Consider the following 26,140-nt stretch of genomic DNA (forward strand, 5'->3'; position numbering starts at 1 on the left):
GCGCTTGGCCTCTTTTACACCGCGCCCTTTCGATCTGGCCTGCCTTAAACTGGATCATGACATCCGTTTCGGTTCGGCGGCAGTTGGTTCAGGTGGCGCGTGGGCGCAGTCCGGGCGACCTGCTGGTGCGCGGGGCACGGGTGGTGCAGCCGGCTTCGCGGGAGATTTTCGAGGCGGATGTGCTGATTGCGCAGGGCCGCGTGGCCGCGCTATTCGGGGCAGGTGAAAGGCGTGAGGCGGCGCGGGTGATCGAGGCGCGTGGGGCTTTTCTGGCCCCGGGGTTCATCGACGCCCACGTGCACATCGAGTCGAGCATGCTGACCCCGGCCGGGTTCGCGGCCGCCGTGTTGCCACACGGAACCACGGCGGTGGTGGCCGAGCCGCACGAGGTCGTGAACGTGCTGGGGCCGCGCGGGCTGGCGTGGATGCTGGAGGCCGGGCGGGCATCGGGCCTGCGGGTGTTCGCCTCGGTGCCCTCATGCGTACCGGCCAGCGAATTCGAGGGTGGCGGCGCCCGCCTGACGCCGGAGGACGTGCAGGGCATGCTGAAGCTGCCGGGCGTGCTGGGGCTGGCCGAAATGATGAACTACCCAGGCGTGCTGAATGACGACCCGGCGGTGTGGGCGGTGCTGGCCGAGGGGTTCGCGGCGGGCGGGCGGCTGGACGGCCACGCATCGGGGGTGTCTGGGCCAGAATTGATGGCTTATGCGGCCGCCGGGCTGCATTCGGATCACGAGGCGACCACGCCCGAGGAAGCGCGCCAGCGTCTCAGGGCGGGGCTGTGGCTGATGGTTCGGGAAGGATCCGCCGCCCGCAACCTGCAGGCCCTGCTGCCGGTGCTGCGCGAGCGGCCGCGCCGGGCCATGCTGGTCTGCGATGACGTGAGCGCCGACGAACTGCTGCAACTGGGCCACCTCGACCGCCTTTTACGGGTGTGCGTGCAGGGCGACCTACACCCGCTGGACGCGCTGGCGCTGGTGACCTGCAACCCGGCGGAGTACTGGGGCCAGCATGACCTGGGGCTGGTCGCGCCGGGCTATCACGCGGATTTCGTGCTGCTAGAGGACTTGCACGACTTTCGGGTGCTGGAAACCTTCGTGGGTGGGCAAGAAGCCCAGGCGGCGGGCACAACTCCGCCTCTGGCCCAGGGAGGCGTCGACCTGGGCCGCAGTTGGGCACACGCCACCTTCGAGATTCCGGCAGCGTGGCCGGTCATGCAGGTGCAGGCCGGGCAGATCACCACCGGGCGCGGCGTGGCAGGGTCCGGCGACTCGCGGCTGGTCGTGGCCGACCGCTACGGGCGCGGCGAATGGGCCGCCTGCTGGACGAGCGGTACCGGCCTGACGGGCGGCACCCTGGGCATCAGCGTGCTGCACGACGCTCACCACGCGGCCTTCCTGGGCGGAACGGACGCCGATATCCGCCGGGCCGGCCTGGAACTGGAGCGGCTGGGCGGCGGCGTGGTGGTGGTGGTCGGGGGTGAGGTGGTCGAGACCTTGCCCCTCCCCTACGCGGGCCTGATGACCGACCGGCCTCCGCTGGAGGTGGCCGCGCAGTTAGAGGCCATCACAGCGCGGCTGGCCGGCCTGGGCTGCCGACTCACGCACCCGGTCACGACCCTCAGTTTTCTGGGATTAAGTGTGATTCCTTCGCTGAAACTGACGCCCAGAGGCCTGCTGGATGTGGACGCCTGGGCGTATATGGTGCGTTAGAGCAGGTCTCCGAATTCCATCATACGTGGAACACCACTCCACCTAACTCCATTCTTCGTTCTGCTCATCTGAATTCACTCGCGCCGCTCGGACAAAAAGCACTTCGTTCTTTTGTCAAATGCCCTCATTCGCGCCGCCCCACCATTTCAGGGCGGCGGCGCCCCAGCTGAGGCCCCCGCCGAACCCGGCCAGCACAAGCTGGTCATTGTCCCTGATCTTGCCGGCCCGCACCGCTTCGGCCAGTGCCAGGGGGATGCTGGCGGCGCTGGTGTTGCCGTACTGGTCGAGGTTCACCACCGCCCTTTCCAGCGGCAGCCCGAAGCGCTGGCAGGCCGATTCGATAATACGGATGTTGGCCTGGTGCGGCACCAGCCAGTCGATCTGCTGCACGGTCAGGCCCGCTTTCCGGATGACCGCTTCAGTCATGTCGCCCATCACGCGCACGGCGAACTTGAAAACCTCGCGCCCGTTCTGCGTGAGGTAAGCGCCCATGGTCTGACCCTCAGGAAGCTGATCGTGTGCGCCGCGCAGGAACAGGCTGGGGCCGCCGGCACTGTCCGCGCCCAGCTCGAAGGCCTGCAAGCCGTACCCGGCAGGCACTTCACCCAGCACCACCGCCCCCGCACCGTCCCCGAACAGGATGGCTGTGCTGCGATCATCCTGATCCACCACGCGGCTCATGACCTCGCTGCCGATCACCAGGGCCCGGCGGGCGGTGCCGGCATGAATCAGGCCGTGTGCCACGCTGAGGGCGTACACGAACCCGCTGCACGCCACACTGACATCCAGCGCAGGCTGTCCCCGGAGGCCCACCTGCCCGGCGATCAGGGCGGCGGTGCTGGGGAACATGGCGTCGGGCGTACTGGTGGCGCACACGATCAGATCAACGCCGGCCAGGGCGTTTGGGGAAAAGGACAGCAGGTTCTTTACGGCGTTGACGCCCAGAGTCACGGCAGTTTCGTCGGGGGCAGCGTGGCGGCGCTCGCGAATGCCGCTGCGCGACACGATCCACTCGTCACTGGTGTCCAGCCGGGCGGCGTAGTGGGCGTTGGGAATGGAAGTGGCGGGCGCGTAAGCCCCAACGGCCTGAATACCGATGGCAGGAGCAGTCATGCCCTGACGCTAGCATTCCTTGAACGCCTGTTCAATGAATTCGGTTCAGCTTTGCAGGCCCCGCCGCTGCCCGCGCTTACGTCTTTGTCCTGGCAACCGCAATGGAAAAGACCGCAGATCAGGCCTCTCCGTTGTTCAGAGCCCTCTCATGCTCAAAAGAACCAACAGCAAGCCCCCCCTTTCATGAAGGAGGGGCAACGCTGTTTGAATCGGCTGGCTGTTACTCGCCGGCCTTCTCTTCTTTGCTTTCCGCGGCGGCTTCCGTCGCCGTTTCTTCTGCCGAGGTGTCGGCCTGCTGCTCGCCGTCCGTCGCCTCTTCGCCCTGCGCTTGGGCGGTTTCGGTTCCCTCGTCCTGCTGGTCAGCCTCTGCGGGCTGCGCTTCGCCGGTCAACTGGGCGATGGCCTGTGCCAGGCCCTTGTCGCGCAACATGCTGATGTAGTAGGCGTTGATGCCGTTCGGGCCGAGCTGATCGGCGAGCTGCTGGGCGGTGATGTTGTTCATCTGGGCCAGCGCGCTCATGGTCTGGTTGAATTCCTGGTCGTTCACGCGCACGTTCAGGTCTTCGGCCAGCTGCTCCAGCGCCAGGTCGCGGCGCACGCGAATCTCGGCGTTCTTGGAGAGGTTGTCCATGAAGTCGCCCAGGCGATCCTGTTCCTTCATGAAAGCCTCGTACTCGCGCCACTGCACGCCCTGACGTTTCAGGTCGTCCTTGATCTCGTCCATCATGGCGTCGCGGCGGCGATCAATCAGAGCCTGCGGAATGTCGACCTGCATGCCTTCCACCAGCTGGCTGATGAACTCCTCGCGGCGGGCGTTGTCGCCCTCCTGCTGGGCGCGGCGTTCCAGTTCGACCTTCAGGTCGCTGCGCAGCCTGTCGATGCTCTCGAAATTAAGGGTCTTGGCGAATTCGTCGTCCAGTTCCTGAAGCTTCTTGGTTTTGACATCCAGCACCGTGACCTTCACGGTGTGCGCGGGGTGCTCGTGGTCACCGTGCTGGTGCGCAGGCACATTGATCTCCACGGTGTCGCCCTTGTTTTTCCCGAGCAGGGCTTCACGCACGTGCTCTTCGGCGACATCCAGGTAAATGGGGTAGCTGCTCTCTTCGCCGTCTTCCTGAATGGTCACCTGGTCGCCCGCCTCGATGGCGCGGTCGGCGGCCTCGAAGGTGGCGTTGCGCTCCTGCAGGTCGCTCAGGGTGCGGCCCAGCACTTCATCGGTGATTTCGGGGCTGGCGGCGCTCATCTGCGCTTCTTTCCAGTTGCCCAGTTTCACTTCCGGGTACGTCTCGCCCTTGACGGTGAACTCGAACGCCTCGCCGCTCTTGAGGGGCTGCGGGTCGATGTTGGCGTCCACCAGGTTCAGCTTCAGGTCACGGGTGCTCTGGGGGTAATGCACTTGCAGCAGGCGGTCGCGCACCTGATCTTCCACGTACCCCGTTCCCACGCGGCCCTCGATGACCTTGCGGGGGGCCTTGCCGGGACGGAAGCCGGGGACGCGCACGTCGCGGGCCAAGCCGGCCCACACCTGATCGTAAGCGCGGTTCACTTCGGCGGCGGGCACGGACACTTTGTACTCAACCTTGTTGCCTTCTCTGCTGATTAACTCTGCCATGACTCTCCCATCTCGCCCGCTCTCCCAGTCTTGCCGGAGCGGGCCTGCATTGTGCTTTGTGTGTGCTCGCGCTCCCTGCACTGCCCCTGAGCGGGGCAGGAGGGGGACGCGACAGACCGCCAGGCATGATAATGCTTTTGCGCCCAGCGTGCGAGGGCCTGTCGAACCTTCCCCGCAGCAGTCCGGCGCCTTAGGCTTTCTGCCAGCGCCGCCGCATACACCAGCAAGCGCATCTGCTTCGCCGCAAGCAGACACCGCCCCTAACCGGCCCGACCCTTGCGGCCCTGCGCTGATGCCGCCAGGAGACCACAAAAAAGCCCACCGAGCAGGTGAGCTTTTCTACGTTTGGTGCGAGGAAAGGGACTTGAACCCTCACTCCCTTCGGGAACTAGATCCTAAGTCTAGTGCGTCTACCAATTCCGCCATCCCCGCACGAGTTGTTAAGGAAACACCCGGCCCGGCTTCATTGGCCTTGCCGGGTGTTTTGTTGGGGTGGCTTATGGGATTTGAACCCACGGCCTCCGCTTCCACAGAGCGGCGCTCTAACCGACTGAGCTAAAGCCACCACGTTTCTTTGCGCTTGCCCGTCTGTCGGGCCTACACAGTGTAGTGGCGGGCGGGCAGACTGTCAACGTGTCTGCCCGCCCGGCGGCGTGTCTTACTTCAGGCTCTTGAGATAGTCGTGAATGGCGTTCACCTGCTCGTCGGTGGGGGGCGCGCCGTCGAGGCCAGTCGTAGCAAAGCGCGGCATGGTGGGGGCCAGTTCCTTTTCAGGGGCCTTGCCGTGCAGCACCGCTTCCTTGAACTGGCCGGCGTCCCAGCTGGCGGTGGTGTTGAGGGCCGGGCCGATGCCGCCCCCGGCGGTGGCGCCGTGGCAGCCGGCGCAGTTACCGGCGAAGAGTGCCTGGCCGTTCACGGGCGCTGGCCCCTGACTGGCGGTCATTTCCGCGCCCGCGCCGCGCTGCACGCCACTGATGCGGTGAAAGCCGATCTGGTACGCGCCGATGCCGATCAGAGTCGCGAGGACTCCGAAGGTGGCCAGCGCCGTGACCTCCCGCCCGGAGAAGCCTTTTTCATCGCTGCTCATTGCATCCCACCTCGCTTTGCACGGTGGTGTAATAGTTGCAGCCCGGCACCAGCGAGGCGTTCTGCGTCAGGCGCATCAGCACCGGGCCGTACATCAGGGCGACCAGCGCAAAGGCGACCACCCACAGCGCCAGCAGGGGTTCGGTGGCCCGCACCAGGGGGCTGGCACCGCGCAGGCTTCTGCCGGCGGGGCTGATGGTTTCGCTGTAAGGCAGCGGCGTGGCGGCCTCGGCGTCGTCCACACGCGGCGAGAGCAGCGTGGCGAACAGCACGTAGAAGAACGACAGGCCCGCCAGCAGCAGGATGACGCCGCTGATCCCGGTCAGGGCCATGGGGATCTGCGAGTGCATGTACCCTTCCTTGTAGATGGGCAGGGCCACGGCGCTGATCAGCGCCCGGCGCGGCACCCCCAGCAGGCCTTCCCAGTGCATGCCGACGGCGAAGAACATCATGCCGATGAACCACAGCCACATGCTGGCCAGCGCAACCTTAGGCGCCACGAGGCGCTTGCCGGTGAGGTGCGGCACCAGCCAGAAGGCGATGGCCATGAAGGTCTGCGTGACAGCGGTGCCCACCGTGATGTGGAAGTGACCGGGAATCCAGGCGGTGTTGTGAATGACCGGACTGAAGGCGAAGCTGGCGGTGATGATGCCGCCCGCGCCGCCGCCGATGAAGGACACCATGGCGAGAATCTGGCCGACCACGACGGGGTCTTTCCAGGGCAGGTGCGTCAGCATGCCGAAAAGCCCGCGTCCACCGCGTGCGCGGGCGGCGTCTTCAAGCGACCCGGCGATGGAAAAGGCGGTCAGCAGGCTGGGAATGGCGACCAGGAAGGTCAGGAACATGTGGATCATCTTCCAGGTGTTGCTGATGTTGGGGTCGGCGTACTGGTGGTGAATGCCGACGGGCGTGCTGTTCAGCAGGAACATCACGAAGGTCAGGCGGGCCAGTGGCTCAGAAACGATGCGCCCGCCAGCCTGTTTGGGCAAGAAGGCGTACCAGGAGATGTAGGCGGGCAGCAGCCAGAAGTACACGATGGCGTGGCCGGTCCACCAGAAGAGGGTCTTGGCGATCAGCGGATCGACGCCGGGGCGCAGACCGAAGACCCACGGCAGCAGCACCAGCAGCGCTTCGGCCACCAGGCCCAGCGAACAGACCAGCCACATCATCCACAGGCTGACGCTCATGAAGGTGACCAGCGGCGTGACCTGGCCGGGATTCTGTTTCTTCCAGCCGACCCAGGTCAGGACGACCTGCCCGGCGACCAGCAGGCTGGCGGCCACCATGATGGTCGCGCCGACGTAAAACGCCCAGTGGCCTTCCATGGGGGGATAGAAGGTGTAGAGCAGCGTGGCCTTGTTCAGCAGCAGGGGCACGGCAGCGATCAGCAGGCCGGCGGTCATCATGATGTAGGTGCCCCAGGCGAACTTCATGTTGATGCGGGCGCCCATGTCACGGGTCGGCAGGTACAGCAGCCAGCCGCTGATGAAGAACTGCGTGAACACCAGCGCGTTCAGCACGCCGTGCAGCGAGAGGCCCTGGTAGTACGATTTCAGCAGGGCTTTCAGGATGGGGTTCTCGTAGACGTTGATGCCGGCGTAGTTAAAGGCCTGGAGCGGGCCGAGCAGCACGCCGATGAACAGCGCGATGAAGGCGGTGGCCACGTAATACTGCGTGACCTTCTTGAGGCTGGCCAGGTACGCGGCGTCCCCGATGGCGGGGGCCACGCGGGCGCGGTAGGCGTCGGGTTCCAGGGTGCGCTGCGGCGCGGGCGTGTCGTAAGGGGGAGAAACCGTCACGGGTTGCCTCCGGCGAGCGGGGTGGGGTGCTTCATGGCTGGGGGGCCTCCACGATGATCTTGTTCAGCATGTTGTGGTGCCCGGTGCCGCAGTACTCGTCACAGACGATGTTCAGCGGGCCGGGGGTCTTGAAGGTGGTGGTGAAGCTGCTGACCTGACCGGGGATCACGGACACGTTGATGTTGGTTTTTTCCACGTAATAGCCGTGTAGCACGTCGCCGGACGTGATGTGGAAGGTCACCGGCACGCCGGCCTTGACCCGGATGGTGCCCGGATCGAAGGCGAAGGCGCGGGCCACCACGAACACCGTCTGGGTGCCGTCGGCGTTGTCCACCACGCCAGGCTTGCTGAAAGGCGTGCCGGCCAGGTTCCTGGGGTCGACGCGGCCGTTCACCACGCCCTGCAGGTGGTGTCCCGCGCCGCCCTCGCCCTCGAGGCGCGGCACGGTGCCGGACACGAAACTGGCGAACACGGCCACCGCCAGCAGCACCGACATGGCGGTGGCAATGCCGAACCAGACGTTCTCGTACTTCTCCATGGTGGCGTGCGTCAGGCGTTTGACAGGCGACTGTTTAAATGGCGACTGGGTCATGCTCAGGCCCTCGCCTGTTGAATGCCCAGCACCAGCATCCAGAACGCGATGGTCACCAGCAGCAGAATGGCGATCACCATCAGCGTGCCGATGGGTTTGGGGCCGTCCTCGTGGTGGTCGTCCACGACGGGCGCCGGGGCGACCCCCTGGGCGGTGAGATCCTGATCGTTCATCCGTTGGCCTCTTGTGGGGTGCGGGCGTAATCGCGCAGCACGTCACTGACGGTCAACAGACCCACCAGTTTCCCGGCGGTGTCCACCACCGGCAGGGCGCCGACCTTGTGCTGCAGCATGGTGTAGGCGGCGTCGCGGGCGTCGCTGTCTTCACTGGTGGTCAGCACGCTGCGGCGCATCACGTCCTCCACGCTGATGGCGGCCAGGCGCGTGGTGGCTTCCCAGGGCGAGAGGGTGCTGACCTTGCTGGGCATGGCCTCGCGCAGGTCACGGTCGGTCACAATGCCTACCAGCGTTTCGCCGTCCAGCACCGGCAGGCGGCGAATGCCGCGCGACTTCATAAGGTGAGCCGCGTCCGGCAAGGGGAGTGCAGGCGCGGCGGTGACTGGTGGACGACTCATCAGTTCACGTACCATCATAGGGTTCCTCCATGCTATGAGCCTGGAATAAAGACATTACGAAGGCATTACAGGTGGCAGCTTGTCACCTCTTCAGAGCCTTTCACAACGACAGAACCTTGATCTTTCTCATGCGCGAGGGCGTCGCCAGGGTCTACTGCTGTGAGGCGGTGCTTTCTGGAGAAGCGAGGGCACGGTGGCCCACGCCCCTCTTCAGGCGGGCTGTTTCAGGTTTTCTGGGGGGTGAAAGGCAGGTGCTCGCACACCCGCTCACCGGCTTTGATGCGTTCGGCCAGCAACTCGGTGTCGTGCATGGGCGTGTCGCCGACCTCGCTGGCCAGAAAGTGACGGTACCGCCGGTAATGCTCGATGGCCGCGAAGCGGTCACGGGTCATCGACAGGCAGGCCATCAGCCGCTGGTGGTGATCTTCCCCGATCAGCGGATCACTCTGCGCGGCCTTGACCAGCGCCTGCGCGGCCAGCGGGCACTCGCGCGCGGCACAGTGCAATTCCGAGAGGGTCAGGTAGCCCTCCACCACGGCCGCGCGGTGCTGGGCGCGGCCCTGCTCGACCCACTCGCCTTGAAGGTGAGGCAGGTACTCGCCGTCTGCGCTGGCCAGTGCCTGACGCAGCAGCTCCTCGCGTTCGCGCAGCGTTTCCGATTGCCTGGAGGCCCGCAATGCCTGGTGCAGGCGGTAGGTATCACTGGCCTCCAGCAGCTCGGGATGCAGGCAGTAACGCCCGCCCTGTTCGGTCACGGCGTCCGGCCACTCCAGCGCCGCGCGCAAGCGGTGCAGCGCCACCCGGAAGCGGTTGGCGGCGGCGGTGTTGTCCTCCAGGCCCCACAGCTGCGACAGGATATCGTGCCGGTAACGGCCCTCCGGGAAAGCGTGCAGGAACCACAGCAATTCCTCGGCGCTGCGGGCGGCCCACACCACACTCCGGCCATCCAGCAGCACGTCCGCCTGCCCGAGGGAGCGCAGGATGTATCGCCCCGCGCCTGACATCACCACGTCTTGCGTTACCGTGCCCGTCATGGGGCTATTGTGCCGCACTTCACCTGGAGAAGTGTCCTGCACCGCGAATGCAGGCCACCATTCGCGAGTTCATGCCCGGCCCGGTGGAGGCGCAGGGCCGTGTGCCGGACGAACTGCTGCGCCGCTACGAAGGCACCGGCGAAATCCAGACGGTGATTATTGCCGGGGACTTGCTGAAGTGAGCCACCAGCGCAGAAAAGCCGGCAACCGCGCCCGCCAGGCTTCCTCGTCGTGCCAGTGGCCTTCGCCGATGGTGACCTGAACCTCCTGCACTTTGGGCCGCAGGGTTTCAGCGAGTTCATAGGTAAGCTGCACGGTTTCGGCGGCTTCCTGCGCGGTACGGCCCTCGTGGTCACCCATGTCCACCCACACGCGGGCCTTCGGGTCGGTGCGGCGCGCCATCCAGCGCAGCAATTCAAAGTCGGCAGGCCAGATGGCGGGGCTGAATACGCCCCAGGTGCCGTACTCGCCGGGGTCACGCAGGCCGGCATACAGGGTAATCAGGCCGCCGAAGGACGACCCGGCCAGGGCGGTGTGCGTGGGCGGCCCGAAACGGCGCTCCAGTTCGGGCTTCAGGCCATCGCGCAGCCAGTCGAGGTACTCGTCCGCGCCGGGGTTGAAGGCGTTCATCTCGAACGGGAACGGGACGTAACGGCGGCTGCGTTCGTCGTTCACGGGCAGCGCGGCAATCCGGAAGGGATGGCCCTCCCCGGCCAGCATGCTGGCTGCGCCGCCGGCGTCCCAGCTGGATCCGGCGAAGGTGGGGCCCTCGTCGAACACGTTCTGACCGTCGTGCAGGATCAGCAGCGGCAACTCGTCCGGGGTGCCTTCGGGCCACCACAGCCGCACCAGCTGTTCCCCCCAGGGAGCGGCCAGCGCAAATTCCGCACGCGGTGGGCTGGAACGTGGCGGTCGGCCTCTCCCCTGCCGGTCGTCCTGCCAGCCGGCCAGCGAGAGGGTGACCATCTGCCTGTCCGCGTGAATCACCGCCTTGTGGGCAGGGGCGCGGCCTCCCCAGGCGTCTCCTTCCTCGGTCACGCAGCCGTCTGTGCCGAGGAGGCGAACCTTCACGCCAAGCAGCGAACCCACGGGAAGGTCGGCGATGAGCACCGCCCCCTGTGTCTCGCGCTGGAAGGCCCAACCTTGCGGATCACTGCTCCAGCCCCGGTGGTCGCCCGTCAGGAAAAGTGTCCCGGCGGGCGTGCCGGGCGGCAACTCGGGAATCACGAAGCGCACAGCCGTAGCCGTCATGGCCGGGCGGTCATTTCTGCTGGCCAGCGTATTCCTGCCGACCCACCTCGTCCAGCGTACGGAAATCCTCATCGCTGAGGATCAGCCCGGCGGCGGCGGTGTTCTCCTCCAGGTGCTTGACCTTGCCCGTGCCAGGAATGGGCAGCATCACCGGGCTGCGCCTGAGCAGCCACGCCAGGGCCACCTGCGACGGCGTGGCGTTCAGGCGCTGCGCCAGGGCGACCAGCACGCTGCCCTCGCGGGCCAGCCCGCCCGCCGCCAGCGGATACCACGGAATAAAGCCGATGTTCTCACGCTGGCAGTAGTCCAGCACGTCCTCGGACTTGCGGTTCACCAGGTTGTACAGGTTCTGCACCGTCGCCACCGGGAACACCTGCCGGGCCGCCTGAATTTCCTCGACGTTCACCTCGCTGAGGCCGGCGTGGCGAATCACGCCGTCGTCCATCAGCTTGCGGATGGCATCGAACTGCTCGTCACGCGGCACTTTCGGGTCGATGCGGTGCAGTTGCCACAGGTCGATGACCTCCACGCCCAGGCGGCGGCGGGAAATGTATGCCTGCTGAATCAGGTACTCCGGGCGCCCGCACGGCGGCCACACGTTCGGGCCGGTGCGCGTCAGACCGCCCTTGGTGGCGATGACCACCTGATCGTAGGGGTGCAGCGCCTCGCGGATCAGTTCCTCGCTGACCGCCGGGCCGTAACTGTCGGCCGTGTCGATCAGGTCGATGTTCAGCTCCGGCACGCGCCTGAGCGTCTGCAAGCACGCCTCGCGGTCGGCTGGGTCACCCCACACGCCGTCCCCGGTCACGCGCATGGCCCCGAAGCCCAGGCGGTTGACGCTCAGGTCACCGCCAATTTTGAACGTGCCGCTCAAAGCTGCATTGGGCGTTGCCTTCTGTTCGCTGGTCATGCCGACAGGGTAGTGGGAGGCGGTGAATGATCCGTGGTGAAAAAGCTTAATCAAAACCTCAATGTTTACTGAACATGACCCAGCGAAGCAGTACAGATTCTGGAGCAAGCGGGCATGTGGCGCCCTGACATTCCTTTTTCACTCGCTGTCGATGACCACCTTATACAACCCTCAATGCAGCGGCACGTGCCCCGGAAAGCCCAGCAGGTAATCGAGCAGGTCGCCCACCATGGCAGACGCGGTGACCATGCCGCCCGCGCCGCCCCCGGCGAAGATCAGGGAACCGCATTCCTCACCCTCGTACACCATGGCGTTGCGGCTGGCCCCGGCGGTGCACAGCGCATGGGTTTCGGGCAGGCGCCTGGGAGCCACGGTCGCCTTCCAGCCGCCCTGCCCTTGACTACTGGCGCTGCGTTCCAGTTCGGCCACGAGTTTGTACTTCTCGCCATTCTGGCGGGCGTCCTGAATGTCCGCCAGGGTCAGGTGCTCGATGCCGGTCACGTCCACGGCGCGGTAAGGGAAGTTGCCGTCGGCGCAGAAGCGGGCCATGACAGTCAATTTGTGCGCGGTATCGAATCCCCCCACATCCAGGGTGGGCGGGTCTTCGGCGTACCCCAGGGCCTGCGCTTCGGCCAGGGCCTGCGCGTACTCCTTGCCCTGCTCCATCTGCGTCAGGATGTAATTGCAGGTGCCGTTCAGCACGGCTTGCAGGCGCACGAAGGTGCTGGCGCGCAGGACGGTGCTCATGGGGCCGATGACGGGTGTGCCGGCCATCACGGACGCTTCGTAGTACAGGTTGCCGTCGAGGGCATACTCGCGCAGAACGTCCCAGCGCTCGGCCAGCAGCGCCTTGTTGGCCGTGATGACGCTGCGGTGCGACCGCAGGTACGGGTGCAGAATTTCCAGCGGACGGTCGATGCCGCCCATCGCCTCGATCACCACGCCGCATTCCTGCAGGAAATCACAGGTGTCGGTGACCCGGATGCCGCTGGGGATGTTGCGTTTCTTGTTCACGTCGCGCACAAGCACGCCCGCCACTTCCACGTTCACGCCGATGTCGTCGAAAATATGCTTGCGCCGCTCAATCAGGTTCAGGACGTCCTGCCCCACGGTGCCACTGCCCAGCACGCCCACGGTCACGGTCTTCATGCGCTTCAGAGTAACGGCCGGCCGGGCCGGGAAAGCCGAAAGGTACAGCTTGCGAGGACGCTGAACAGGTGAAGCCTGCTGGTTTGCGGGTAAGTGACGCGCCCGGTTGTGCTAAACCTGCCCTGTCATGCTGGGCCGCTTGCTGCTTTCTCCACCGGCGTGCCGGGACATAGGGCGGGTACGGGCGCGGTGGGGTGGCCGCACGGTGCTGGTCACAGGCGCGTCGGCGGGCATTGGGCGTGAAGTCGCGTGGCTGCTGGGCCTTGCGGGAGCGCGGGTGCTGCTGCTGGCGCGCAGTAAGGCGGAATTGCAGCAGGTCGCCCACCAGATCAGGGCGCATGGGGGTGAGGCGGAAGTGCTTGTCGCTGACCTGTCGAAGCCAGATCAAGTGGAGGCGGCCATCAACGACATCAAAGCCAACCACGCGCGGCTCGACGCGGTGGTCAGCAATGCGGGGCGTTCTATTCGCCGCTCCGCCTTCAAGGCCGCCGAGAAGCGCGACCTGGAGCGTTCCCTGGCGGTCAATTTCACTGGCCCGGCGGCGCTGCTGCTGGGGCTGCTGCCGCTGTACCAACCGGGGACGGTGCTGGTGAATGTGTCCACCGTGTCCGCCAGACCACCCGCCGGGCCGCGCTGGGGAGCGTATCAGGGCAGCAAGGCAGGGTTTGACGTGTGGTTTCAGGCTCTGGGGGCAGAAATTCAGGTCTCCGGTGTGCGCTGCACCAGCGTCTACCTGCCGCTGACGCGAACACGCATGAGTGCGCCCACGTACCACCCTTCTACCCCAGCCCTGAGCGCACCGGAGGCGGCAGAATCCGTGTTGTACGCCCTGGTGCGCCCGGTCACGCGGGTGGCTCCGTGGTGGTTGGGGGGCAGGAACTGGCCGCGCTGGTGTTCCCTGGCCTGTTCCGACGCCTGTTCGGTCTGGTGGCCCGCTGGGACAAGTACAGGGAAAAAACGTGAGTCAGGCGGTCACTTTCCGCGACTGGCAACAGCTCTGGCGAGTGCTGACGGACACCGGCGCCTTCGGCCCACAACCCCTGAGAGGCGCGGGGCAACTCCTGAGGTCTCTGGCCCAGCATGGCCCGACGCCTTACGCGCTGGTGGCCTGGCACGCCCTGAAAGGAACGCAGATTACGGCCGTCGATGCCCACGACGGCGTGCTGACCTACCGCGAACTGCAATGCGCCGCCGACGCGCTGGCCGGCGAACTGCGCTTCCTCCTGACTCCAGGAGCGCGGGTAGGGCTGCTGGGGCGCGGAGGAACGCGCTGGCTGGTGGGTTTGCTGGCCGCCACGCGCCTGGGGGCAGACGTGGTGTTGCTCAATACCCTGCACAGTCCTGCCGAGTGGGCCGAACAGGTGCAAGAGCTGCATCTCAGCGCGGTCTTGCACGAACCCGCTTACTGCACCGGGCTGCGTTCCTGCCCGCACAGCGCCGCGCTGGTGAACCTTTCCCTCACCGAGACACGGCAGTCCCCTCTCCCAGGGCGTCCAGGATTCGGGGCGGTGACGCTCCTCACGTCCGGCAGTACGGGAACGCCCAGGGCCATCAAGCGCCACACCGGATTGAAGCACGCCCAGGCGGTGTTGCCTGCCACGGATTTCCTGTCGCGCCTGAGCGTGAAAGCCGGTGAACGCGTCTGGCTCCCGCCCCCGCTGTTTCACGGGCAGGGTTTAAGTGCACTGATGCTCACGCTGGGGTTCGGTGGCACGCTGGTGCTTGGCCCGGAACCGCAGCCGGAGGCACTGCAGGAAAGTCTGAGGCGCACTTCGCCGCACTGGATCATCGTGGTGCCCACTGTGCTGCGCCGGCTTCTGGACGGCCTGGACACCTCTGTGACGCTGCCCAGCTTGCGGGGTGTGGTGAGCGGTTCGGCGCCCCTCTCTCCGGCCCTGGCCCAGGAGGCTTTACAGGCCTTCGACGGGCGGCTGTTCAACCTGTACGGCACGACCGAAACCGGGCCTCTCTGTCTCGCCACACCCGCCGATTTCCAGCAGCGACTGGAAACGGTAGGAAGCGTTCTGAACGGCGTGCATGTCAATCTACAGGGCGGGACAGTGAATGTCCGCAGCCCGTTCCTGGCCGTGCCAGACAGCTGCTGGAATACAGGAGATCTGGCCGAGTGGAATGACAGCGGCCACCTGCGCCTGCTGGGCCGGGCGGATGACCGCTTCATCTGCGGTGGCGAGAATATCGACCCGCTCGCGCTGGAAAGGCGTATAGAGGCGCTGCCGGGGGTGCTGGAATGCGCCGTGTGGGGTGAACCCGATGAAGAGTACGGTCAGGTGGTTCACGCTTTGATTGTGCCCGCAGATAAAAACAGCACCATTCAGCCCTTGCACGCCGCCCTGAGCAGCGCCCTGCCGCGCACGTTTCGCCCGCGCTCCATCACGCTCTGTCCAGATTTACCGCGCAACGCCGCTGGAAAACTGGTCAGGCGTCACCTGCCCGAGTGGCGGGATCAGTTCGCCGCTGCTGACCAGCATTGAGCCCAGGCGAGCTTTCCCACTCACCACTAACTCCTTCTCGCTTCGGCGTTACCCTGAAGCCATGCGGCAGAACATCAGCGGTTCATCTCCCTGGGAGGCGAAGGTCGGTTACTCGCGGGCGGTGCGCGTGGGGAATATGGTGCAGGTGGCGGGAACCACGGCCACGCGGGAGGGCCGGGTGGTGGGCGTTGGGGACGCTTACCTGCAGACGAAGGTGGCGCTGGAGATTATTCGCGGTGCACTGGAAGAGGCCGGGGCGCGGCTGGAGGACGTCGTGCGAACGCGAATGTTCGTGACTGACATCACCCGCTGGGAGGAGGTCGGTCGGGCGCACGGCGAAGTATTCGGTGACATTCGCCCGGCGGCGACGATGGTGCAAGTGGCGGCCCTGATCGACCCGCAGCATCTGGTGGAAATCGAGGCGGAGGCGATTCTTACATGAGCGCATGGCCTGCTCGGGTGCCGCAACTGGGCCTGGGGCTGGCGGCGCTGGGCCGGCCGGGGTACATCAACCTGGGGCACGGCGCTGATATGGGCACTAACCTGGGCGCCGACAGGAGCGTGGAGGCCATGCGCCGTCACGCCTGGGAAGTGCTGGATGCCGCCTGGGCGGGTGGAGTGCGTTACTTCGATGCGGCCCGCAGTTACGGCCTGGCCGAGGAATTCCTGGGCGGCTGGTTAAAAGAACGCGGGCATGAGGCGCTGGTGGGCAGCAAGTGGGGCTACACCTACGTGGCAGGGTGGCGTCCGGACGCGCAGACGCACGAAGTCAAAAGTCACGACCTGGCAACGTTACAGCGGCAGTGGCCGGAAACCCTGGCGGCCCTGGGGCGCCAGCCGGACTTTTACCTGATTCACTCCGCGACCCTGGAGACGGGCGTGCTGGGAAATGAGCAGGTGCTGGGCAGGCTGGCTGAACTGGCAGCGCAGGGCGTGCGGGTGGGCCTCTCCACCAGTGGGCCGGGGCAGGCGCAGACCCTGCGCCAGGCCATGAAGGTGCGCATCGACGGCGTGAACCCGCTGAGCGTGGTGCAGGCGACGTGGAATCTGCTGGAACCCTCGGCGGGAGAACTGCTGGCCGAGGCGCATGCGGCGGGCTGGACCGTGGTGGTGAAAGAAGCGGTGGCGAACGGGCGACTGACCTCTCACGGATTGACGGGCAAGGGGGATGTTCCACAACCCCTGGCAGACGTGGCTGCCGAGTTGAGCGTTACGCCGGACGCTGTCGCGCTGGCCGCCGCCTTGCAGCAACCCTGGGCCGATGTCGTGCTGAGCGGAGCGACCACCCCGGCGCAGCTAGGCAGCAACCTGAACTCCCTGGCCTTACACGTCCATTTGCCGGCTCTGGCCGCACTGGCGCAAAGCCCGGAAAAGTACTGGCAGGAACGCTCGGCTTTGCCCTGGAACTGAGGATTTCCAAGTTAACCTTCAGGGCAAACAAGGGGCGGAAACATTCGGAATGTCGGCTTTGATGAATTTAACGCGGTTCTGCCGACCTGCTCGTCGTGCCCGTGGGCACTTCCGCCAGCGTCTGTAAAGCGGGCCGCAGAGCCGGCAGTTCCACGCGGGCGGTGTGCCACACCAGCGCCGGGTCGATGCCGAAGTAATCGTGCGCCACCAGGTTGCGGATGTCGCGCAGGTACGCCCACGGCACCTGCGGATTCCTGTCCTGCACACTCTGCGGAATGAACTTCGTGGTTTCGCCCAGCCGCGTCAGGTTGTGCAGCACGGCGTCCTGCGTGCGCTCGTCGCGCAGGAAGGTCGTCAGGGACAGCTCGGCGGTGTACGCGGCAATCCGGTCAAGGGCATCAAGCAGGTCGAAGACGCGCCAGCGCCAGCGTTTCTCGCGGTGAGCCTCGCGGACGGACAGCGGAAGCAGCATGACATCCACGGCGTCCTCCAGAATCTCGCCGCGCAGCGGGGGCTTCAGGGCGGCCGGCGTCATCACGTCCACCCGGCGTTTCAGGAGGTCTTCCATGACGGCCTTGACGCGCATCAGGTCGAGCAGGCCCACCTGGGCACCGGGGTGAAAATCCACCAGCAGATCGATGTCGGAGGTCTCGCCCGCCTCGCCGCGGGCCACCGAACCGAACACCCGCACCCGGGCGACGCCCAGTGCCTGCCACTGCGCCGCACCCTGCCGGATGATCCGGGCCACACTGGACAGGCGCACATCGGGAAAAAGGGGCAGGGTCACGGGCGAAGTGTAGAGCATTTGCCAAAAGAAGGCCGTGCTTTTTAGTCGAGTAGAGCGAGTGAATTTAGATGAGCAGGACGAAGAAGGGAGTCATGCGGGGTGCCCTTCCACATATGAAGGAATTCGGAGAACTGCTCTAGAGTGCGGCCGCCAGAAAAGAAGACCAGAAAAGAAAAAGCGGTGGGATCACGTGACCCCACCAACTTCCGGATTCAGTTGAACTGCCGGCGGCTCAACTCCACTGCCACACCACGGGTTCATATTCGTACCCGCCTTCCTTGAGGGCGCGGAGGTGACCGATGCCGTGAAAGGGGAAGTGGTAGCCCGTCACCCACATTTTCTCCGCCGCGGCCATGGGGAAGATTCTGGCGCGGGTGGCCGCGGCCTGCGGGCCATCGGTATCGAAGCCGAGGTAAGCGCCAGGATGTTTAAGGCTCAGCAGAAAGTGCCCGGCCGCGTCCCCGAACACCATCAGTTTCTCGTTGCCACTGACGGCCTGTACGCTCATGTGCCCGGGGGTATGACCGGGCGTCAGCAGGGCGCTCAGGCCCGGAACGATCTCGGCTCCGTCGTCCAGCAGCGTGAACTGATCCTTCAGGGCGATCAGGTTGTTCTTCACGGCGTCGTTCGGCTGAGCCTGCGTCGTCCAGTACGTGAAGTCTGCACGGCCCATGACGTGCCTGGCCCGGCTGAAGGTGGGCTTGCCGCCCTGGGTCAGGCCACCGATGTGATCCCCGTGCCCGTGGGTGATGAACACCGTGTCGATGCTGTCCACGGCGATGCCGGCGCGGCGCAGGTTAGCTTGCAACTGTCCGGCCTCGCCCCCGCGCCCGGTATCGATCAGCACGCGGTTTTTGCCGGTGTCGATGACCACGGGGTTGAAGTGGTTCACGGTGTTCGTGGCGGCCACACTGTACTCGGCGAGGGTGGCGGCGAACTGCGCCTGCATGTCCTCGTTCTTGCCCCAGGTGGGCAGCACGGCGGCCAGCGGCGCGGTGCCGTCACTGACCAGCGTCAGGGTCAGCTCACCGATCTTCTGGCGGTAAAAGCCGTTGCCGTTCAGGGTGCCAGCCTGGGCCGCCGGCGCAGCCTGACTCGACGGTGCTTGATTCGACTGTGCTTGACTCGATTGCGCCTGAGCCACCGGGGCGGCCGCGGCGGCCAGTCCGGCAGCGCCGATCAGGCGCAGGGTATCGCGGCGGTTCAGGGCGGGAAAAGGTTTCTGGTCGGTCATGGGATGGCCTCCTGGGGGTGAAGTCGTTTGATGTTAAGACTGAGCTTAAACGGTTGCTGCCCCGTCATCACTCCTCATGAAGCGCGACTTAAGGGCGTATGCTGCCCCCGATGATCGTCGCCGTGGGCCATGACCTGATCGAAATAGAGCGCATTCGGCGCATGCTGGAGCGCGAAGGCCAGCGCGCCCGCAAGCTTTTCACGGCTACGGAACTGGCGTACTGCGCCCGCCTGCAAGACCCAGCGCCCAGCCTGGCCGCCCGCTTCGCCGCCAAGGAAGCCTTCCAGAAGGTGTGGCCGCGCCCGCACCGCTGGCAGGACGTGTGGGTGATCCGCGAGGAAACCCCGGACGGCCCTTTTCCCTTTGCCCGCCCACGCCTGGGGTTCGCGCCTCACATCGCGCAGGAAATGAAAGAGTGCGGCTGGGTGGCCCACTTGACCCTCACGCACACCAAGGAACACGCCTCAGCGGTGGTCGTGCTGGAAAGTACCCGGCTGGACTAGCGTTTCAACTGCTGCAAGATCACCGGGTCAGTGATGCCCGTGTCGTCGGCCAACAGGAAGGCCTTACTCAGCACCAGTGACAGCACGCGGTCGCCATCGAAATTCACGTCCGGGCCGTCATTCTTCCCGCCGGGGCTGCTTCTGTCAGGCACGATGCACAGGTACTGGTCATTGGGTTCCATCAGGATGTTGCTGCTTCCCAGATGAATTTTGTACGCTCGCACGTCCCCGCGTACCCGCAGGAATTTCCCGTCCAGTTCCAGCCGGTCTTTGATGTTCAGGCGCGGAATCAGGCGTTTCAGATACTCGGCGCGGGTTTTCGCGGTTTCGTTCAGTTCCCCGAAACTGTAGCTGTGCCAGTACTCGCGGAACCGCCCGCCCGGGCCGCCATCCTGCCACGTGGGGTCGTTCCCGACACTCGCCACGCCCACGAACAGGTCGACGTCCCGCAGAATCTCGGACAGCACCAGCGGCGGAATATCTGCCAAGACCAGGGGGTTCACGGGTTGCTGCGTCTGGTTGACCCACATGCTGTACCCGCCTCCCCCAGCGTGCGCGTGGTTTTCCGGCGCATCTATAGGGTAGAAGCGCACCTGATCGGTGGTCACGCGCAGGTACGTGCCGCTCTCGGTGGTGTCCGTGCCGTAATCTTCACCAATCCCTTCAATCCAGTACTCGGCCCGCAACCCGTAGGCGGGCAGGTCACGCATGGCGGGCGGGTAACTGTCGTCCACCATCAGGCGCAGTTTGTTGCGCCAGCCACGCAGGGCCGCCAGTTGATTGAACTGGTGCTGCTTCAAAATGTGGCCCGCGAAGCGGTTGCTGTAGGTGTTCGTGCGCCGCTCGGCGTCGGTTAGGACGCACACTTCCCGCCACGCCTGCTTAAAAGGCTGCCGAACCTGCAATTCCTCCAGCCGGTCGCGCCACGCCAGGACTTCCTCGACGGTACGCCCAATCGGGTGCCAGAGCTTGATGACGGACTCCGGCTGGACGGCCACGGGTTCGCCGTTCAGGTCACGCAGGTCACCGTCGGCCCAGAACGCGGGAACGCCGTCCACCAGCCAGATCAAGCGCCGCGCCACCGTTCCGGCCAGTGGGTGGTTCAGGTAACGTTCCAGCCAGCTTTCCCCCCGCCACTCGCGGGGTTGGATCATCAGGCTGTCCAGGCGTTGCGCCAGGGCGGACGCGGCCTGTTCCGCCTCCTTCTGCGCGACCTTCAGTTCCTTCAAGTCGTCGGCAAAGTCCTTTTTCACGGCGGCGGGCACGCTTTTCAACACCTTTCCGCCCTTGCTGAAGGTCAGTTTCGCGCCGTCCGCATCCACGCTCAGGCGGGCCTCGGCGTCGCCCAGCACCTCCACCCGTTCGCCCACCGTCTGCATACCCAGGGTGGGCACGCCCATGTCCAGCAACTCGTCCGGGCTGATGTTCAGGCGCTTCGAGACGACCTCCAGCGCCTTCTGCACTTCCTTCAGTGTTCCCTTGAAGGTCACCGTGGTACTGAGCCGCGCCAGGGCGGACAGGGCCACTTCACTGTCGATCTGCCCCAGCGCGTACACCGCCGCGTTCGCCACTTTCGGTTCGCGCGGCCCTACACCCGGCACTTTCTTCAACGCGGACTCCACCACGCCCGGCAGCAACCGCGTCAGGGCCGAGTCCGCCACCAGCGGCACCATCCACAACAAACCCTTCAGCGACAGGGCATTGAAGTTATCCAGCACCAAGTTTGGGTCAGGGCCGTACTGGGCAGGTTGAAGGGCAAACGTGCGCGGCCTGGACAGGAGCGGCAGACTAACCGCGAGCACCGCCCGAAAGTTCCCCGCGCCCACCGCGTCAAGGTGCTTCTGGGCTTCCTTGAGCCACTTCGCCGAGGGTTTCCCTGCCGAGGCGGAACGCGCAAAGGCCGCCAGCGCAGGCCACGGCGCACGCTCCGCGTCGGGCAAGGCGTCCAGTTTGGCAAGGAATGCATCCGACCACGCCTCACCGGGGTTGAGTTCGGGGCGCATGGGAAGCCCAGTCATGGCTTCCCCATACTTTGATAGCCGGATAACAGTGAGTGCCTTCGGCGAAATTTCTCCTTGCACGGCTCTCTGATTCAGTTTCTCCTGAAGGGCCAGCGTGGAGGGATCGACTTCCCACTTGCCGGCTCTCCACTGCGCGGCGTATGACAAAAATGGACTTCCACGCATGGACACGATCTGGTCAAACTGCTCCCATTCTTTCCCGCCCTCTAATGTGCCAAGGAGGGAATGAATGATCCCGATGTGATGGCTGAATTTATGATTGAGCGCCGCTGTGGAATCAGTCAGAGACTGATCGTCAAGCGCCATGGTCAGCAGATGGCGTCTGGCCCCGGCAGGCAACCGAGAGATAACCTCACAGAATTCTGCGTTCCAGGAGGGAGCCGAGGTTCTGTCGGCGTACGCGGTCAGTCGCGACCAGACTTCCTCGGCCTGAGCCACCGGGCTGTTTTGCGTCACCTCGTCTGTCTGAAGCCGCCTGATTTCGCTTATGTAGTCCGCCAGTTCCTGCGCTGCCTCTGACCAGCGTTCAGCAAGGCCAGCGTACATGCGTAGGAGTTGCACTCGTTCGTCTATTTTTCCAGAGGTTGAGTTGTAGAAGATGCTTGCCACGACAGCCTGCTTCTGGTTGGTAGCCCATTGGACAGCCGCCAGCATCTCCCAACTCGTAGCGAAGGCCGGAGCATGAAAAAGCCACTTTGCCAGTTGGCCACAATGACTGGGAGTGCGACTGGCAAAGAAATCTTTGATGAAGTTCCTTGCGGCCAAAGCGTCATCCGGCTGCAATTTATGCAGGAGGTAATTGAAGGTGTGGCCGATATTGCTGGAGCCATTCCCCGCTTCCAGTGCCTCTTCCACGGCGTCTAGAAAATCCTGAAGGGTGGGGTGCTGTGGAAAGGTCATCTCTACCCCCCCACCAGTGGCACGAGTTTCAGGAACGTGACTTCCAGCGGTTCGCCCAGCCTTAACGTCACCGTTTCGTCTAATTCATCGGCTTGCTCATCTCCGACGAGGACGATGATTCCGTTGCGTTGGAAAGCTTCCTGTGCTCTGGCGTACTGTTTTTCCCAGTCGATTTTGCGGTGGTGGGGCGTGGTGGGGATGTTGAGTTGGCGTTCCATGCCTTCGGGGGTGACGAGGCCCCGGAAGCGTTGCCCGTTACTGGCGTTGTATTCGGTGCATTCCTCGTACACGCGGCGGCGGATGAGTTCGCGGATGGTGACGGTTTCGCTGTCGAAGTCAAGCTGGCGGGCGGGGATAGGCTTCAGGCCGGTGGTGGTTTCGTCAAGGAGCTGAACGGTGTATGGCATAGGTGAACCCTCCTGATTATGTTTACAGCATAACATATTAGGGTGCAGGTTACATTCGTTTGGCCTGTGCCGCCCATCAACCGCATAGATGGCCTGCTGATTTACGGCCCCGCCTGCTCCGCGAGGGGTTTGCCATCACGGCCCAGCACCCGAAAGTCGTACGCCTGATGGCTCAGGTTCTGCCAGTTGACATTCTGGTTCTTGCAGGCGTCCGGGAATTCCATTTCGGTGCGGGAGGGGTAGCGGTGCTCCAGGCTGTCCTGGCGGTACTGTTCGAGGGTGCGGGCCAGTTCCAGGGCGCAGTTCTGCGCGGCGGCCCGAACAGTCACGGTGGTCACCGCGTCCACCGTCAAGGTGTGCGGCCTCTCGGCCCGCAGGGCCTTGACTTCCGCTTCCAGCGCAGCGACCCGCCTCCCGAGTTCGGCGTTCTGCTGCCGCGCCTGCTGATCCTGACACGCGCACAGCAGGGCAGGCAAGAACAGCAGCAGGGCAGTACGCGGAGTCATTGATGGGCAGCGTACCGCCCGTGGCTGTGGCCTTCCTGAATCGTTACTTGAGGAACTGAAATCAGGAAGAGTTGGTGGAATGAAACCTTTCCACAGCAGGCAAGCTCAGGAAGATCAGACAGACGGACACCTCCGAACTCAAGCGTCAGGCTGCCCAGGCGGCGTGCGACTTCGAAATCAGCAATTTGGCGCTCTACCGCTGGCGAATTCAAGCTCAGAAAATTGGCCAGGCTGCTGTTGCCCTGCCTGACCTCAACGGCACTAAACCGATTCGCCTCCAGTCCAGTTTTACCGCTCCAACACACTGACAATCTCGACATGGCTGGTCTGGGGATAGAAGTCATGCGGGGTGACAGTACCCAGTTTCCAGCCGTAACGGGCGAGTTCACCCACGTCCCTGGCCCAGGTGGCGGGGTCGCAGGAGATGTAGACGAGGCGGTCGGCGGTGCTGTGCTGAATGTGTTGGCGGGCGGCTTCGTCCAGCCCGGCGCGCGGCGGGTCGACGACGATCACGTCCGCGCCCATTTCGCTGAAGCGGGCGGCGTCCCCCTGGCGGTAGGTGATGTTCTTCTGCCCGCTTTGCTGCACGTCCTGCCGTCCGCGCTCCAGGGCTTCTTTGCTGGTGTCGAGCACGGTGACGCGCCGGAAATTCGGGGCAAGGTGACGGGCGATGGCGCCGGCCCCGCCGTACAGGTCGGCGGCGTGGTCGCCTTTTCCAGCCAGTTCAGCGGCGTGAATGTATGCCAGTCCGGCGGCCTGCGGGTTCACCTGCGCAAAACCTACGGCGCTGACACTGACTTCCACACTCCCGAACCGTTCACGAATTTCGCCTTCCCCAGCAATGAGGCGCACGCCTGCGCTGAAGCGTTTCCCGGCCGGTTCAGCCAGGGACACACCCACCACGCCCGCGTCCATCAGGTGATCACTGGCCCGGAGATACTGGCGGGGCTCGCCGGAACCGATAATCGCCGCGACCACTTCACCCGTGAGTTTGCTGGCCCGGAACGCGATTTCCGTGGCAGGGTCGAGGCGATCGGGGTCGAGTTTGTCCAGGATGGCCTGGATTTCCGGCATGACCAGCGGGTCGGCCTGGAACACCAGCGGATCATTGCCCCGCCGCTCGCGGTAGGCGAAGCCCTGCGGGGTAATCAGGTACTGCGCGGTGTTGCGGTAATTCCAGGCGTCGGGGCTGGGAACGGTTTTCTCGACTTCATGGCGAATTTTCGCAATACGGGTCAAGGCTTCTTCCACGAACCCGCGCTTGTAAGCCAGTTGCGCCTCGTACGTCGCGTGCCCCAGGTCAGCCGTCGGCAAGTCCGGCCCATCCACCCGGTCCGGGCTGCGGCGCAGCACCTCCACGACGCTGCCCTGCCGCACGCCCTTTCCGGCCTTGATGCTCGCCGTGACGCGTTCTCCGGGCAAGGCTCCGCGCACCAGCACCACGCCAGCATCGTCACGGGCCAGGCCAAAGCCCCCCGCGACCAGTTTCTCAATTTCCAGCGTGACAAGCGAATCAGACATGATGTTCAGGGTAGCACCCACCACCCGGACTGCCTTACGGCGCCCGCCGTAGCGGTGTTGCAGCGCAGCCTTGCCAGTCGGGGGTGAGGCTTCGCTTAGCCTGAATCGTTGATGGAGAAGTAGCCGCTCCTGGGTGCACGTGCCTAAGAACCGAACCTCGAACCTCCAAGAAACATCGCCCTGCTGCCTTAACCACCGTCCCGCAGCTACTTACCGCAAAGAGCCATTCCTTAGAGCAACGTCAGTTTGCTTGTTCCCGGTGGGGATAGGGCCGCACGCCAACGCGATTACCGGCCCGCTCCCACCGCGCGTTCCTTCTCTCTGTTTTCTTCGCTCTGGTGGAGCACTTCTTCCACATTCGGCCATTCGATGATCTGAAAGCGGCTGTTGCGGATGGCGGGCGTGAATCCGGCGTCGTGGGCAATGCGGATGAGTTCGCGTTTGGTCACGCTGTGGCGGTCATGCCCACCGGCCGCGCTGACCACGTTTTCTTCGAGCATGGTGGAACCTAAATCGTTCGCGCCGTAGTACAGGGCGGCCTGCGCGACCTTGAAGCCCTGCGCGGGCCAGGAGGCCTGGATGTTGGGGATGTTGTCCAGCGCGATGCGGGCGATGGCAAGTTGCTGAAGGTATTCGTGCGCGGTGGCGCCGGGGGCCTTGCCGTGCAGGCGGGTGTTTTCGGTCTGAAGCGTCCACATGGCGAAGCCTGAAAAGCCGTTACCGTCGTAGTCCTGTGTAGCTTTGTCCTGCTGATCACGGATTTTCAGGAGGTGGCGGGCACGCTGGGCGTAACTTTCGCCAAAGCCGATGACCATGGTGCTGATGGTGTACAGGCCCTTGCGCTGCGCAGCGTCGATGATGCGGAACCAGTCGTCGGCGCGGATACGGGCGGGAGCAGCCCCCGCACGAACGTCGTCTTCCAGAATCTCGCCGCCCGCGCCAGGCAGGCCGTCCAGGCCCGCTTCGATCAGCACGTCCAGCAGTTCGTCGAGGCTCAGGCCGAAGGTCTTCTCGAAGAACAGCACTTCCTCGGGCGAAAAAGCGTCGATACGGATGCTGGGGTGGTGTTCCTTGATGTGCCTCAGCAGGCCGGTGTAATACTCCAGGGGCAGTTCAGGGTTCACGCCGCCCTGCATCAGAATGCGGTTGCCGCCCACGTCCTCGAGTTCACGGATTTTCTGGCTGATCTGCTCGTAGTCCAGGGTGTAGCTGTCTTTCTGGCGGCGGGTACGGTAGAACGCACAGAAGTTGCAACCCACGTTGCAGATGTTGGTGTAGTTGATGTTGCGGTCGATCAGGAAGGTCACGACGTTGGGGTCGCGGCGCGCGAGGCGCAGGTCGTTGGCGACGGCGGCCACATCGGGCAGTGGCAGCGAGTACAGGCGCTCGATCTCCTGGGCGTCGAGGCGTTCGCCGCGTGCAGCCTTCTCCAATACAGGGTCGAGCACGGCGGCAGCGGTGGCGGGGAGGGCGGTCATGCCCTCAAGCGTAGCACCGGGCCTGTGGGGCATTTGTGCAGCGGGGTTT

26 protein-coding genes, 2 tRNA genes and 1 pseudogene are annotated in these 26,140 nt (G+C 64.8%); 9 read left to right on the forward strand and 20 right to left on the reverse strand.

Going from position 1 to position 26,140, the window contains the following annotated elements:
- Positions 1 to 56 precede the first annotated feature (56 nt).
- Entirely contained in the window at positions 57 to 1,712 is a 1,656-nt protein-coding gene (locus E5Z01_RS09235; protein WP_135229101.1) for an adenine deaminase C-terminal domain-containing protein, read from the forward strand.
- 114 nt (positions 1,713 to 1,826) lie between these two features.
- On the opposite strand, the gene E5Z01_RS09245 is transcribed toward E5Z01_RS09235, so the two are convergent.
- The 10 genes from E5Z01_RS09245 to E5Z01_RS09285 all read right to left on the reverse strand — a co-directional run bounded on the left by E5Z01_RS09245 (position 1,827) and on the right by E5Z01_RS09285 (position 9,522).
- The gene (locus tag E5Z01_RS09245; RefSeq protein WP_135229102.1) at positions 1,827 to 2,825 is read right to left on the reverse strand and encodes a beta-ketoacyl-ACP synthase III; all 999 of its coding nucleotides are present in this window, start codon (positions 2,823 to 2,825) and stop codon (positions 1,827 to 1,829) included.
- A 220-nt stretch (positions 2,826 to 3,045) separates the two neighbouring features.
- A complete protein-coding gene (tig, locus tag E5Z01_RS09250) occupies positions 3,046 to 4,437 on the reverse strand; it encodes a trigger factor (protein WP_135229103.1) in 1,392 nt (463 codons plus the stop codon).
- A 346-nt stretch (positions 4,438 to 4,783) separates the two neighbouring features.
- A tRNA-Leu gene (locus E5Z01_RS09255) sits at positions 4,784 to 4,869 on the reverse strand.
- A 56-nt stretch (positions 4,870 to 4,925) separates the two neighbouring features.
- A tRNA-His gene (locus tag E5Z01_RS09260) sits at positions 4,926 to 5,002 on the reverse strand.
- Positions 5,003 to 5,095: 93 nt separating this feature from the next.
- On the reverse strand, positions 5,096 to 5,524 hold the full coding sequence (locus tag E5Z01_RS09265; protein WP_119765449.1) for a c-type cytochrome: 429 nt from the start codon (positions 5,522 to 5,524) through the stop codon (positions 5,096 to 5,098).
- Positions 5,511 to 7,322: a cbb3-type cytochrome c oxidase subunit I gene (locus tag E5Z01_RS09270; RefSeq protein ID WP_205750479.1), complete on the reverse strand. Its 1,812-nt coding sequence runs from the start codon at positions 7,320 to 7,322 to the stop codon at positions 5,511 to 5,513. Before E5Z01_RS09270 ends, E5Z01_RS09265 begins: the two co-directional genes overlap by 14 nt.
- A 31-nt stretch (positions 7,323 to 7,353) precedes the next feature.
- Entirely contained in the window at positions 7,354 to 7,914 is a 561-nt protein-coding gene (locus E5Z01_RS09275; protein ID WP_119765447.1) for a cytochrome c oxidase subunit II, read from the reverse strand.
- A 2-nt stretch (positions 7,915 to 7,916) separates the two neighbouring features.
- Positions 7,917 to 8,087 (reverse strand): hypothetical protein, encoded by a 171-nt coding sequence (locus tag E5Z01_RS19480; RefSeq protein WP_158591570.1) that lies wholly within the window; start codon positions 8,085 to 8,087, stop codon positions 7,917 to 7,919.
- Complete coding sequence (locus tag E5Z01_RS09280) at positions 8,084 to 8,506, reverse strand: CBS domain-containing protein (protein ID WP_119761633.1); 423 nt, start codon at positions 8,504 to 8,506, stop codon at positions 8,084 to 8,086. Before E5Z01_RS09280 ends, E5Z01_RS19480 begins: the two co-directional genes overlap by 4 nt.
- Positions 8,507 to 8,712: 206 nt before the next feature.
- Positions 8,713 to 9,522, reverse strand: a complete 810-nt coding sequence (locus tag E5Z01_RS09285) for an AfsR/SARP family transcriptional regulator (protein WP_135229104.1) — start codon at positions 9,520 to 9,522, stop codon at positions 8,713 to 8,715.
- A gap of 47 nt (positions 9,523 to 9,569) precedes the next feature.
- Between E5Z01_RS09285 and E5Z01_RS20215 the strand changes: the two genes are divergently transcribed.
- Positions 9,570 to 9,704, forward strand: coding sequence for a hypothetical protein (locus E5Z01_RS20215; RefSeq protein ID WP_276321247.1), 135 nt, complete (start codon positions 9,570 to 9,572; stop codon positions 9,702 to 9,704).
- On the opposite strand, the gene E5Z01_RS09290 is transcribed toward E5Z01_RS20215, so the two are convergent.
- From E5Z01_RS09290 to E5Z01_RS09300, 3 genes are all read right to left on the reverse strand, one after another.
- Positions 9,679 to 10,773, reverse strand: a complete 1,095-nt coding sequence (locus E5Z01_RS09290; RefSeq protein ID WP_135229105.1) for an alpha/beta hydrolase — start codon at positions 10,771 to 10,773, stop codon at positions 9,679 to 9,681. The genes E5Z01_RS20215 and E5Z01_RS09290 overlap by 26 nt on opposite strands.
- Positions 10,774 to 10,783: 10 nt before the next feature.
- A complete protein-coding gene (locus tag E5Z01_RS09295; protein ID WP_135229106.1) occupies positions 10,784 to 11,683 on the reverse strand; it encodes an aldo/keto reductase in 900 nt (299 codons plus the stop codon).
- A 171-nt stretch (positions 11,684 to 11,854) separates the two neighbouring features.
- Positions 11,855 to 12,832 carry a homoserine dehydrogenase gene (locus E5Z01_RS09300; RefSeq protein WP_135229107.1) on the reverse strand — a complete coding sequence of 326 codons (978 nt, stop codon included), beginning with the start codon at positions 12,830 to 12,832 and terminating at the stop codon, positions 11,855 to 11,857.
- 127 nt (positions 12,833 to 12,959) lie between these two features.
- Here E5Z01_RS09300 and E5Z01_RS09305 point away from each other — a divergent pair.
- The 4 genes and pseudogenes from E5Z01_RS09305 to E5Z01_RS09320 form a co-directional block, all read left to right on the forward strand.
- Positions 12,960 to 13,541 (forward strand): annotated as a pseudogene (locus tag E5Z01_RS09305) (SDR family NAD(P)-dependent oxidoreductase); the annotation flags it as partial.
- Between the two features lie 250 nt (positions 13,542 to 13,791).
- On the forward strand, positions 13,792 to 15,324 hold the full coding sequence (locus E5Z01_RS09310; RefSeq protein ID WP_167757847.1) for a class I adenylate-forming enzyme family protein: 1,533 nt from the start codon (positions 13,792 to 13,794) through the stop codon (positions 15,322 to 15,324).
- A gap of 61 nt (positions 15,325 to 15,385) precedes the next feature.
- Positions 15,386 to 15,766 carry a RidA family protein gene (locus tag E5Z01_RS09315; protein WP_135229108.1) on the forward strand — a complete coding sequence of 127 codons (381 nt, stop codon included), beginning with the start codon at positions 15,386 to 15,388 and terminating at the stop codon, positions 15,764 to 15,766.
- A complete protein-coding gene (locus tag E5Z01_RS09320) occupies positions 15,763 to 16,734 on the forward strand; it encodes an aldo/keto reductase (protein WP_135229109.1) in 972 nt (323 codons plus the stop codon). The genes E5Z01_RS09315 and E5Z01_RS09320 overlap by 4 nt, the downstream gene beginning before the upstream one ends.
- A 67-nt stretch (positions 16,735 to 16,801) precedes the next feature.
- Here the strand turns inward: E5Z01_RS09320 and E5Z01_RS09325 are convergent, their stop codons facing one another.
- Both E5Z01_RS09325 and E5Z01_RS09330 read right to left on the reverse strand, forming a co-directional pair.
- A complete protein-coding gene (locus tag E5Z01_RS09325) occupies positions 16,802 to 17,521 on the reverse strand; it encodes a HepT-like ribonuclease domain-containing protein (protein WP_240738273.1) in 720 nt (239 codons plus the stop codon).
- Positions 17,522 to 17,753: 232 nt separating this feature from the next.
- Complete coding sequence (locus E5Z01_RS09330) at positions 17,754 to 18,755, reverse strand: MBL fold metallo-hydrolase (protein WP_135229111.1); 1,002 nt, start codon at positions 18,753 to 18,755, stop codon at positions 17,754 to 17,756.
- A 110-nt stretch (positions 18,756 to 18,865) separates the two neighbouring features.
- Between E5Z01_RS09330 and E5Z01_RS09335 the strand changes: the two genes are divergently transcribed.
- Positions 18,866 to 19,258, forward strand: coding sequence for a 4'-phosphopantetheinyl transferase superfamily protein (locus E5Z01_RS09335; protein ID WP_135229112.1), 393 nt, complete (start codon positions 18,866 to 18,868; stop codon positions 19,256 to 19,258).
- On the opposite strand, the gene E5Z01_RS09340 is transcribed toward E5Z01_RS09335, so the two are convergent.
- On the reverse strand, positions 19,255 to 21,276 hold the full coding sequence (locus tag E5Z01_RS09340) for a DUF4132 domain-containing protein (protein ID WP_167757848.1): 2,022 nt from the start codon (positions 21,274 to 21,276) through the stop codon (positions 19,255 to 19,257). The two genes, E5Z01_RS09335 and E5Z01_RS09340, sit on opposite strands and share 4 nt — an antisense overlap.
- 228 nt (positions 21,277 to 21,504) lie before the next feature.
- Between E5Z01_RS09340 and E5Z01_RS19485 the strand changes: the two genes are divergently transcribed.
- Complete coding sequence (locus E5Z01_RS19485; RefSeq protein ID WP_167757849.1) at positions 21,505 to 21,798, forward strand: hypothetical protein; 294 nt, start codon at positions 21,505 to 21,507, stop codon at positions 21,796 to 21,798.
- Between the two features lie 162 nt (positions 21,799 to 21,960).
- Complete coding sequence (locus E5Z01_RS19490; protein WP_167757850.1) at positions 21,961 to 22,143, forward strand: hypothetical protein; 183 nt, start codon at positions 21,961 to 21,963, stop codon at positions 22,141 to 22,143.
- 38 nt (positions 22,144 to 22,181) lie between these two features.
- Here E5Z01_RS19490 and E5Z01_RS09345 read toward each other — a convergent pair whose 3' ends face one another.
- From E5Z01_RS09345 to mqnC, 4 genes are all read right to left on the reverse strand, one after another.
- Positions 22,182 to 22,586: a hypothetical protein gene (locus tag E5Z01_RS09345; RefSeq protein WP_135229114.1), complete on the reverse strand. Its 405-nt coding sequence runs from the start codon at positions 22,584 to 22,586 to the stop codon at positions 22,182 to 22,184.
- A 101-nt stretch (positions 22,587 to 22,687) separates the two neighbouring features.
- Positions 22,688 to 23,092, reverse strand: coding sequence for a hypothetical protein (locus E5Z01_RS09350; protein WP_135229115.1), 405 nt, complete (start codon positions 23,090 to 23,092; stop codon positions 22,688 to 22,690).
- 288 nt (positions 23,093 to 23,380) lie between these two features.
- Complete coding sequence (locus E5Z01_RS09360) at positions 23,381 to 24,613, reverse strand: class I SAM-dependent RNA methyltransferase (RefSeq protein ID WP_135229117.1); 1,233 nt, start codon at positions 24,611 to 24,613, stop codon at positions 23,381 to 23,383.
- 287 nt (positions 24,614 to 24,900) lie between these two features.
- Positions 24,901 to 26,091 (reverse strand): cyclic dehypoxanthinyl futalosine synthase, encoded by a 1,191-nt coding sequence (gene mqnC / locus E5Z01_RS09365; protein WP_119765419.1) that lies wholly within the window; start codon positions 26,089 to 26,091, stop codon positions 24,901 to 24,903.
- Between the last annotated feature and the right edge of the window lie 49 nt (positions 26,092 to 26,140).

The sequence above is a fragment of the Deinococcus fonticola genome (assembly GCF_004634215.1).
Classification (GTDB): Bacteria; Deinococcota; Deinococci; order Deinococcales; family Deinococcaceae; genus Deinococcus; species Deinococcus fonticola.

Excerpts from the sequence above, each read along its gene's own strand:
- E5Z01_RS09235 (WP_135229101.1), top strand. The coding sequence starts at position 57 with ATGACATCCGTTTCGGTTCGGCGGCAGTTGGTTCAGGTGGCGCGTGGG.
- E5Z01_RS09245 (WP_135229102.1), bottom strand. The coding sequence starts at position 2,825 with ATGACTGCTCCTGCCATCGGTATTCAGGCCGTTGGGGCTTACGCGCCC.
- tig (WP_135229103.1), bottom strand. The coding sequence starts at position 4,437 with ATGGCAGAGTTAATCAGCAGAGAAGGCAACAAGGTTGAGTACAAAGTG.
- E5Z01_RS09265 (WP_119765449.1), bottom strand. The coding sequence starts at position 5,524 with ATGAGCAGCGATGAAAAAGGCTTCTCCGGGCGGGAGGTCACGGCGCTG.
- E5Z01_RS09275 (WP_119765447.1), bottom strand. The coding sequence starts at position 7,914 with ATGACCCAGTCGCCATTTAAACAGTCGCCTGTCAAACGCCTGACGCAC.
- E5Z01_RS19480 (WP_158591570.1), bottom strand. The coding sequence starts at position 8,087 with ATGAACGATCAGGATCTCACCGCCCAGGGGGTCGCCCCGGCGCCCGTC.
- E5Z01_RS09280 (WP_119761633.1), bottom strand. The coding sequence starts at position 8,506 with ATGATGGTACGTGAACTGATGAGTCGTCCACCAGTCACCGCCGCGCCT.
- E5Z01_RS09285 (WP_135229104.1), bottom strand. The coding sequence starts at position 9,522 with ATGACGGGCACGGTAACGCAAGACGTGGTGATGTCAGGCGCGGGGCGA.
- E5Z01_RS20215 (WP_276321247.1), top strand. The coding sequence starts at position 9,570 with ATGCAGGCCACCATTCGCGAGTTCATGCCCGGCCCGGTGGAGGCGCAG.
- E5Z01_RS09290 (WP_135229105.1), bottom strand. The coding sequence starts at position 10,773 with ATGACGGCTACGGCTGTGCGCTTCGTGATTCCCGAGTTGCCGCCCGGC.
- E5Z01_RS09295 (WP_135229106.1), bottom strand. The coding sequence starts at position 11,683 with ATGACCAGCGAACAGAAGGCAACGCCCAATGCAGCTTTGAGCGGCACG.
- E5Z01_RS09300 (WP_135229107.1), bottom strand. The coding sequence starts at position 12,832 with ATGAAGACCGTGACCGTGGGCGTGCTGGGCAGTGGCACCGTGGGGCAG.
- E5Z01_RS09315 (WP_135229108.1), top strand. The coding sequence starts at position 15,386 with ATGCGGCAGAACATCAGCGGTTCATCTCCCTGGGAGGCGAAGGTCGGT.
- E5Z01_RS09320 (WP_135229109.1), top strand. The coding sequence starts at position 15,763 with ATGAGCGCATGGCCTGCTCGGGTGCCGCAACTGGGCCTGGGGCTGGCG.
- E5Z01_RS09330 (WP_135229111.1), bottom strand. The coding sequence starts at position 18,755 with ATGACCGACCAGAAACCTTTTCCCGCCCTGAACCGCCGCGATACCCTG.
- E5Z01_RS09335 (WP_135229112.1), top strand. The coding sequence starts at position 18,866 with ATGATCGTCGCCGTGGGCCATGACCTGATCGAAATAGAGCGCATTCGG.
- E5Z01_RS09340 (WP_167757848.1), bottom strand. The coding sequence starts at position 21,276 with ATGACTGGGCTTCCCATGCGCCCCGAACTCAACCCCGGTGAGGCGTGG.
- E5Z01_RS19485 (WP_167757849.1), top strand. The coding sequence starts at position 21,505 with ATGAATGATCCCGATGTGATGGCTGAATTTATGATTGAGCGCCGCTGT.
- E5Z01_RS19490 (WP_167757850.1), top strand. The coding sequence starts at position 21,961 with ATGAAAAAGCCACTTTGCCAGTTGGCCACAATGACTGGGAGTGCGACT.
- E5Z01_RS09345 (WP_135229114.1), bottom strand. The coding sequence starts at position 22,586 with ATGCCATACACCGTTCAGCTCCTTGACGAAACCACCACCGGCCTGAAG.
- E5Z01_RS09350 (WP_135229115.1), bottom strand. The coding sequence starts at position 23,092 with ATGACTCCGCGTACTGCCCTGCTGCTGTTCTTGCCTGCCCTGCTGTGC.
- E5Z01_RS09360 (WP_135229117.1), bottom strand. The coding sequence starts at position 24,613 with ATGTCTGATTCGCTTGTCACGCTGGAAATTGAGAAACTGGTCGCGGGG.
- mqnC (WP_119765419.1), bottom strand. The coding sequence starts at position 26,091 with ATGACCGCCCTCCCCGCCACCGCTGCCGCCGTGCTCGACCCTGTATTG.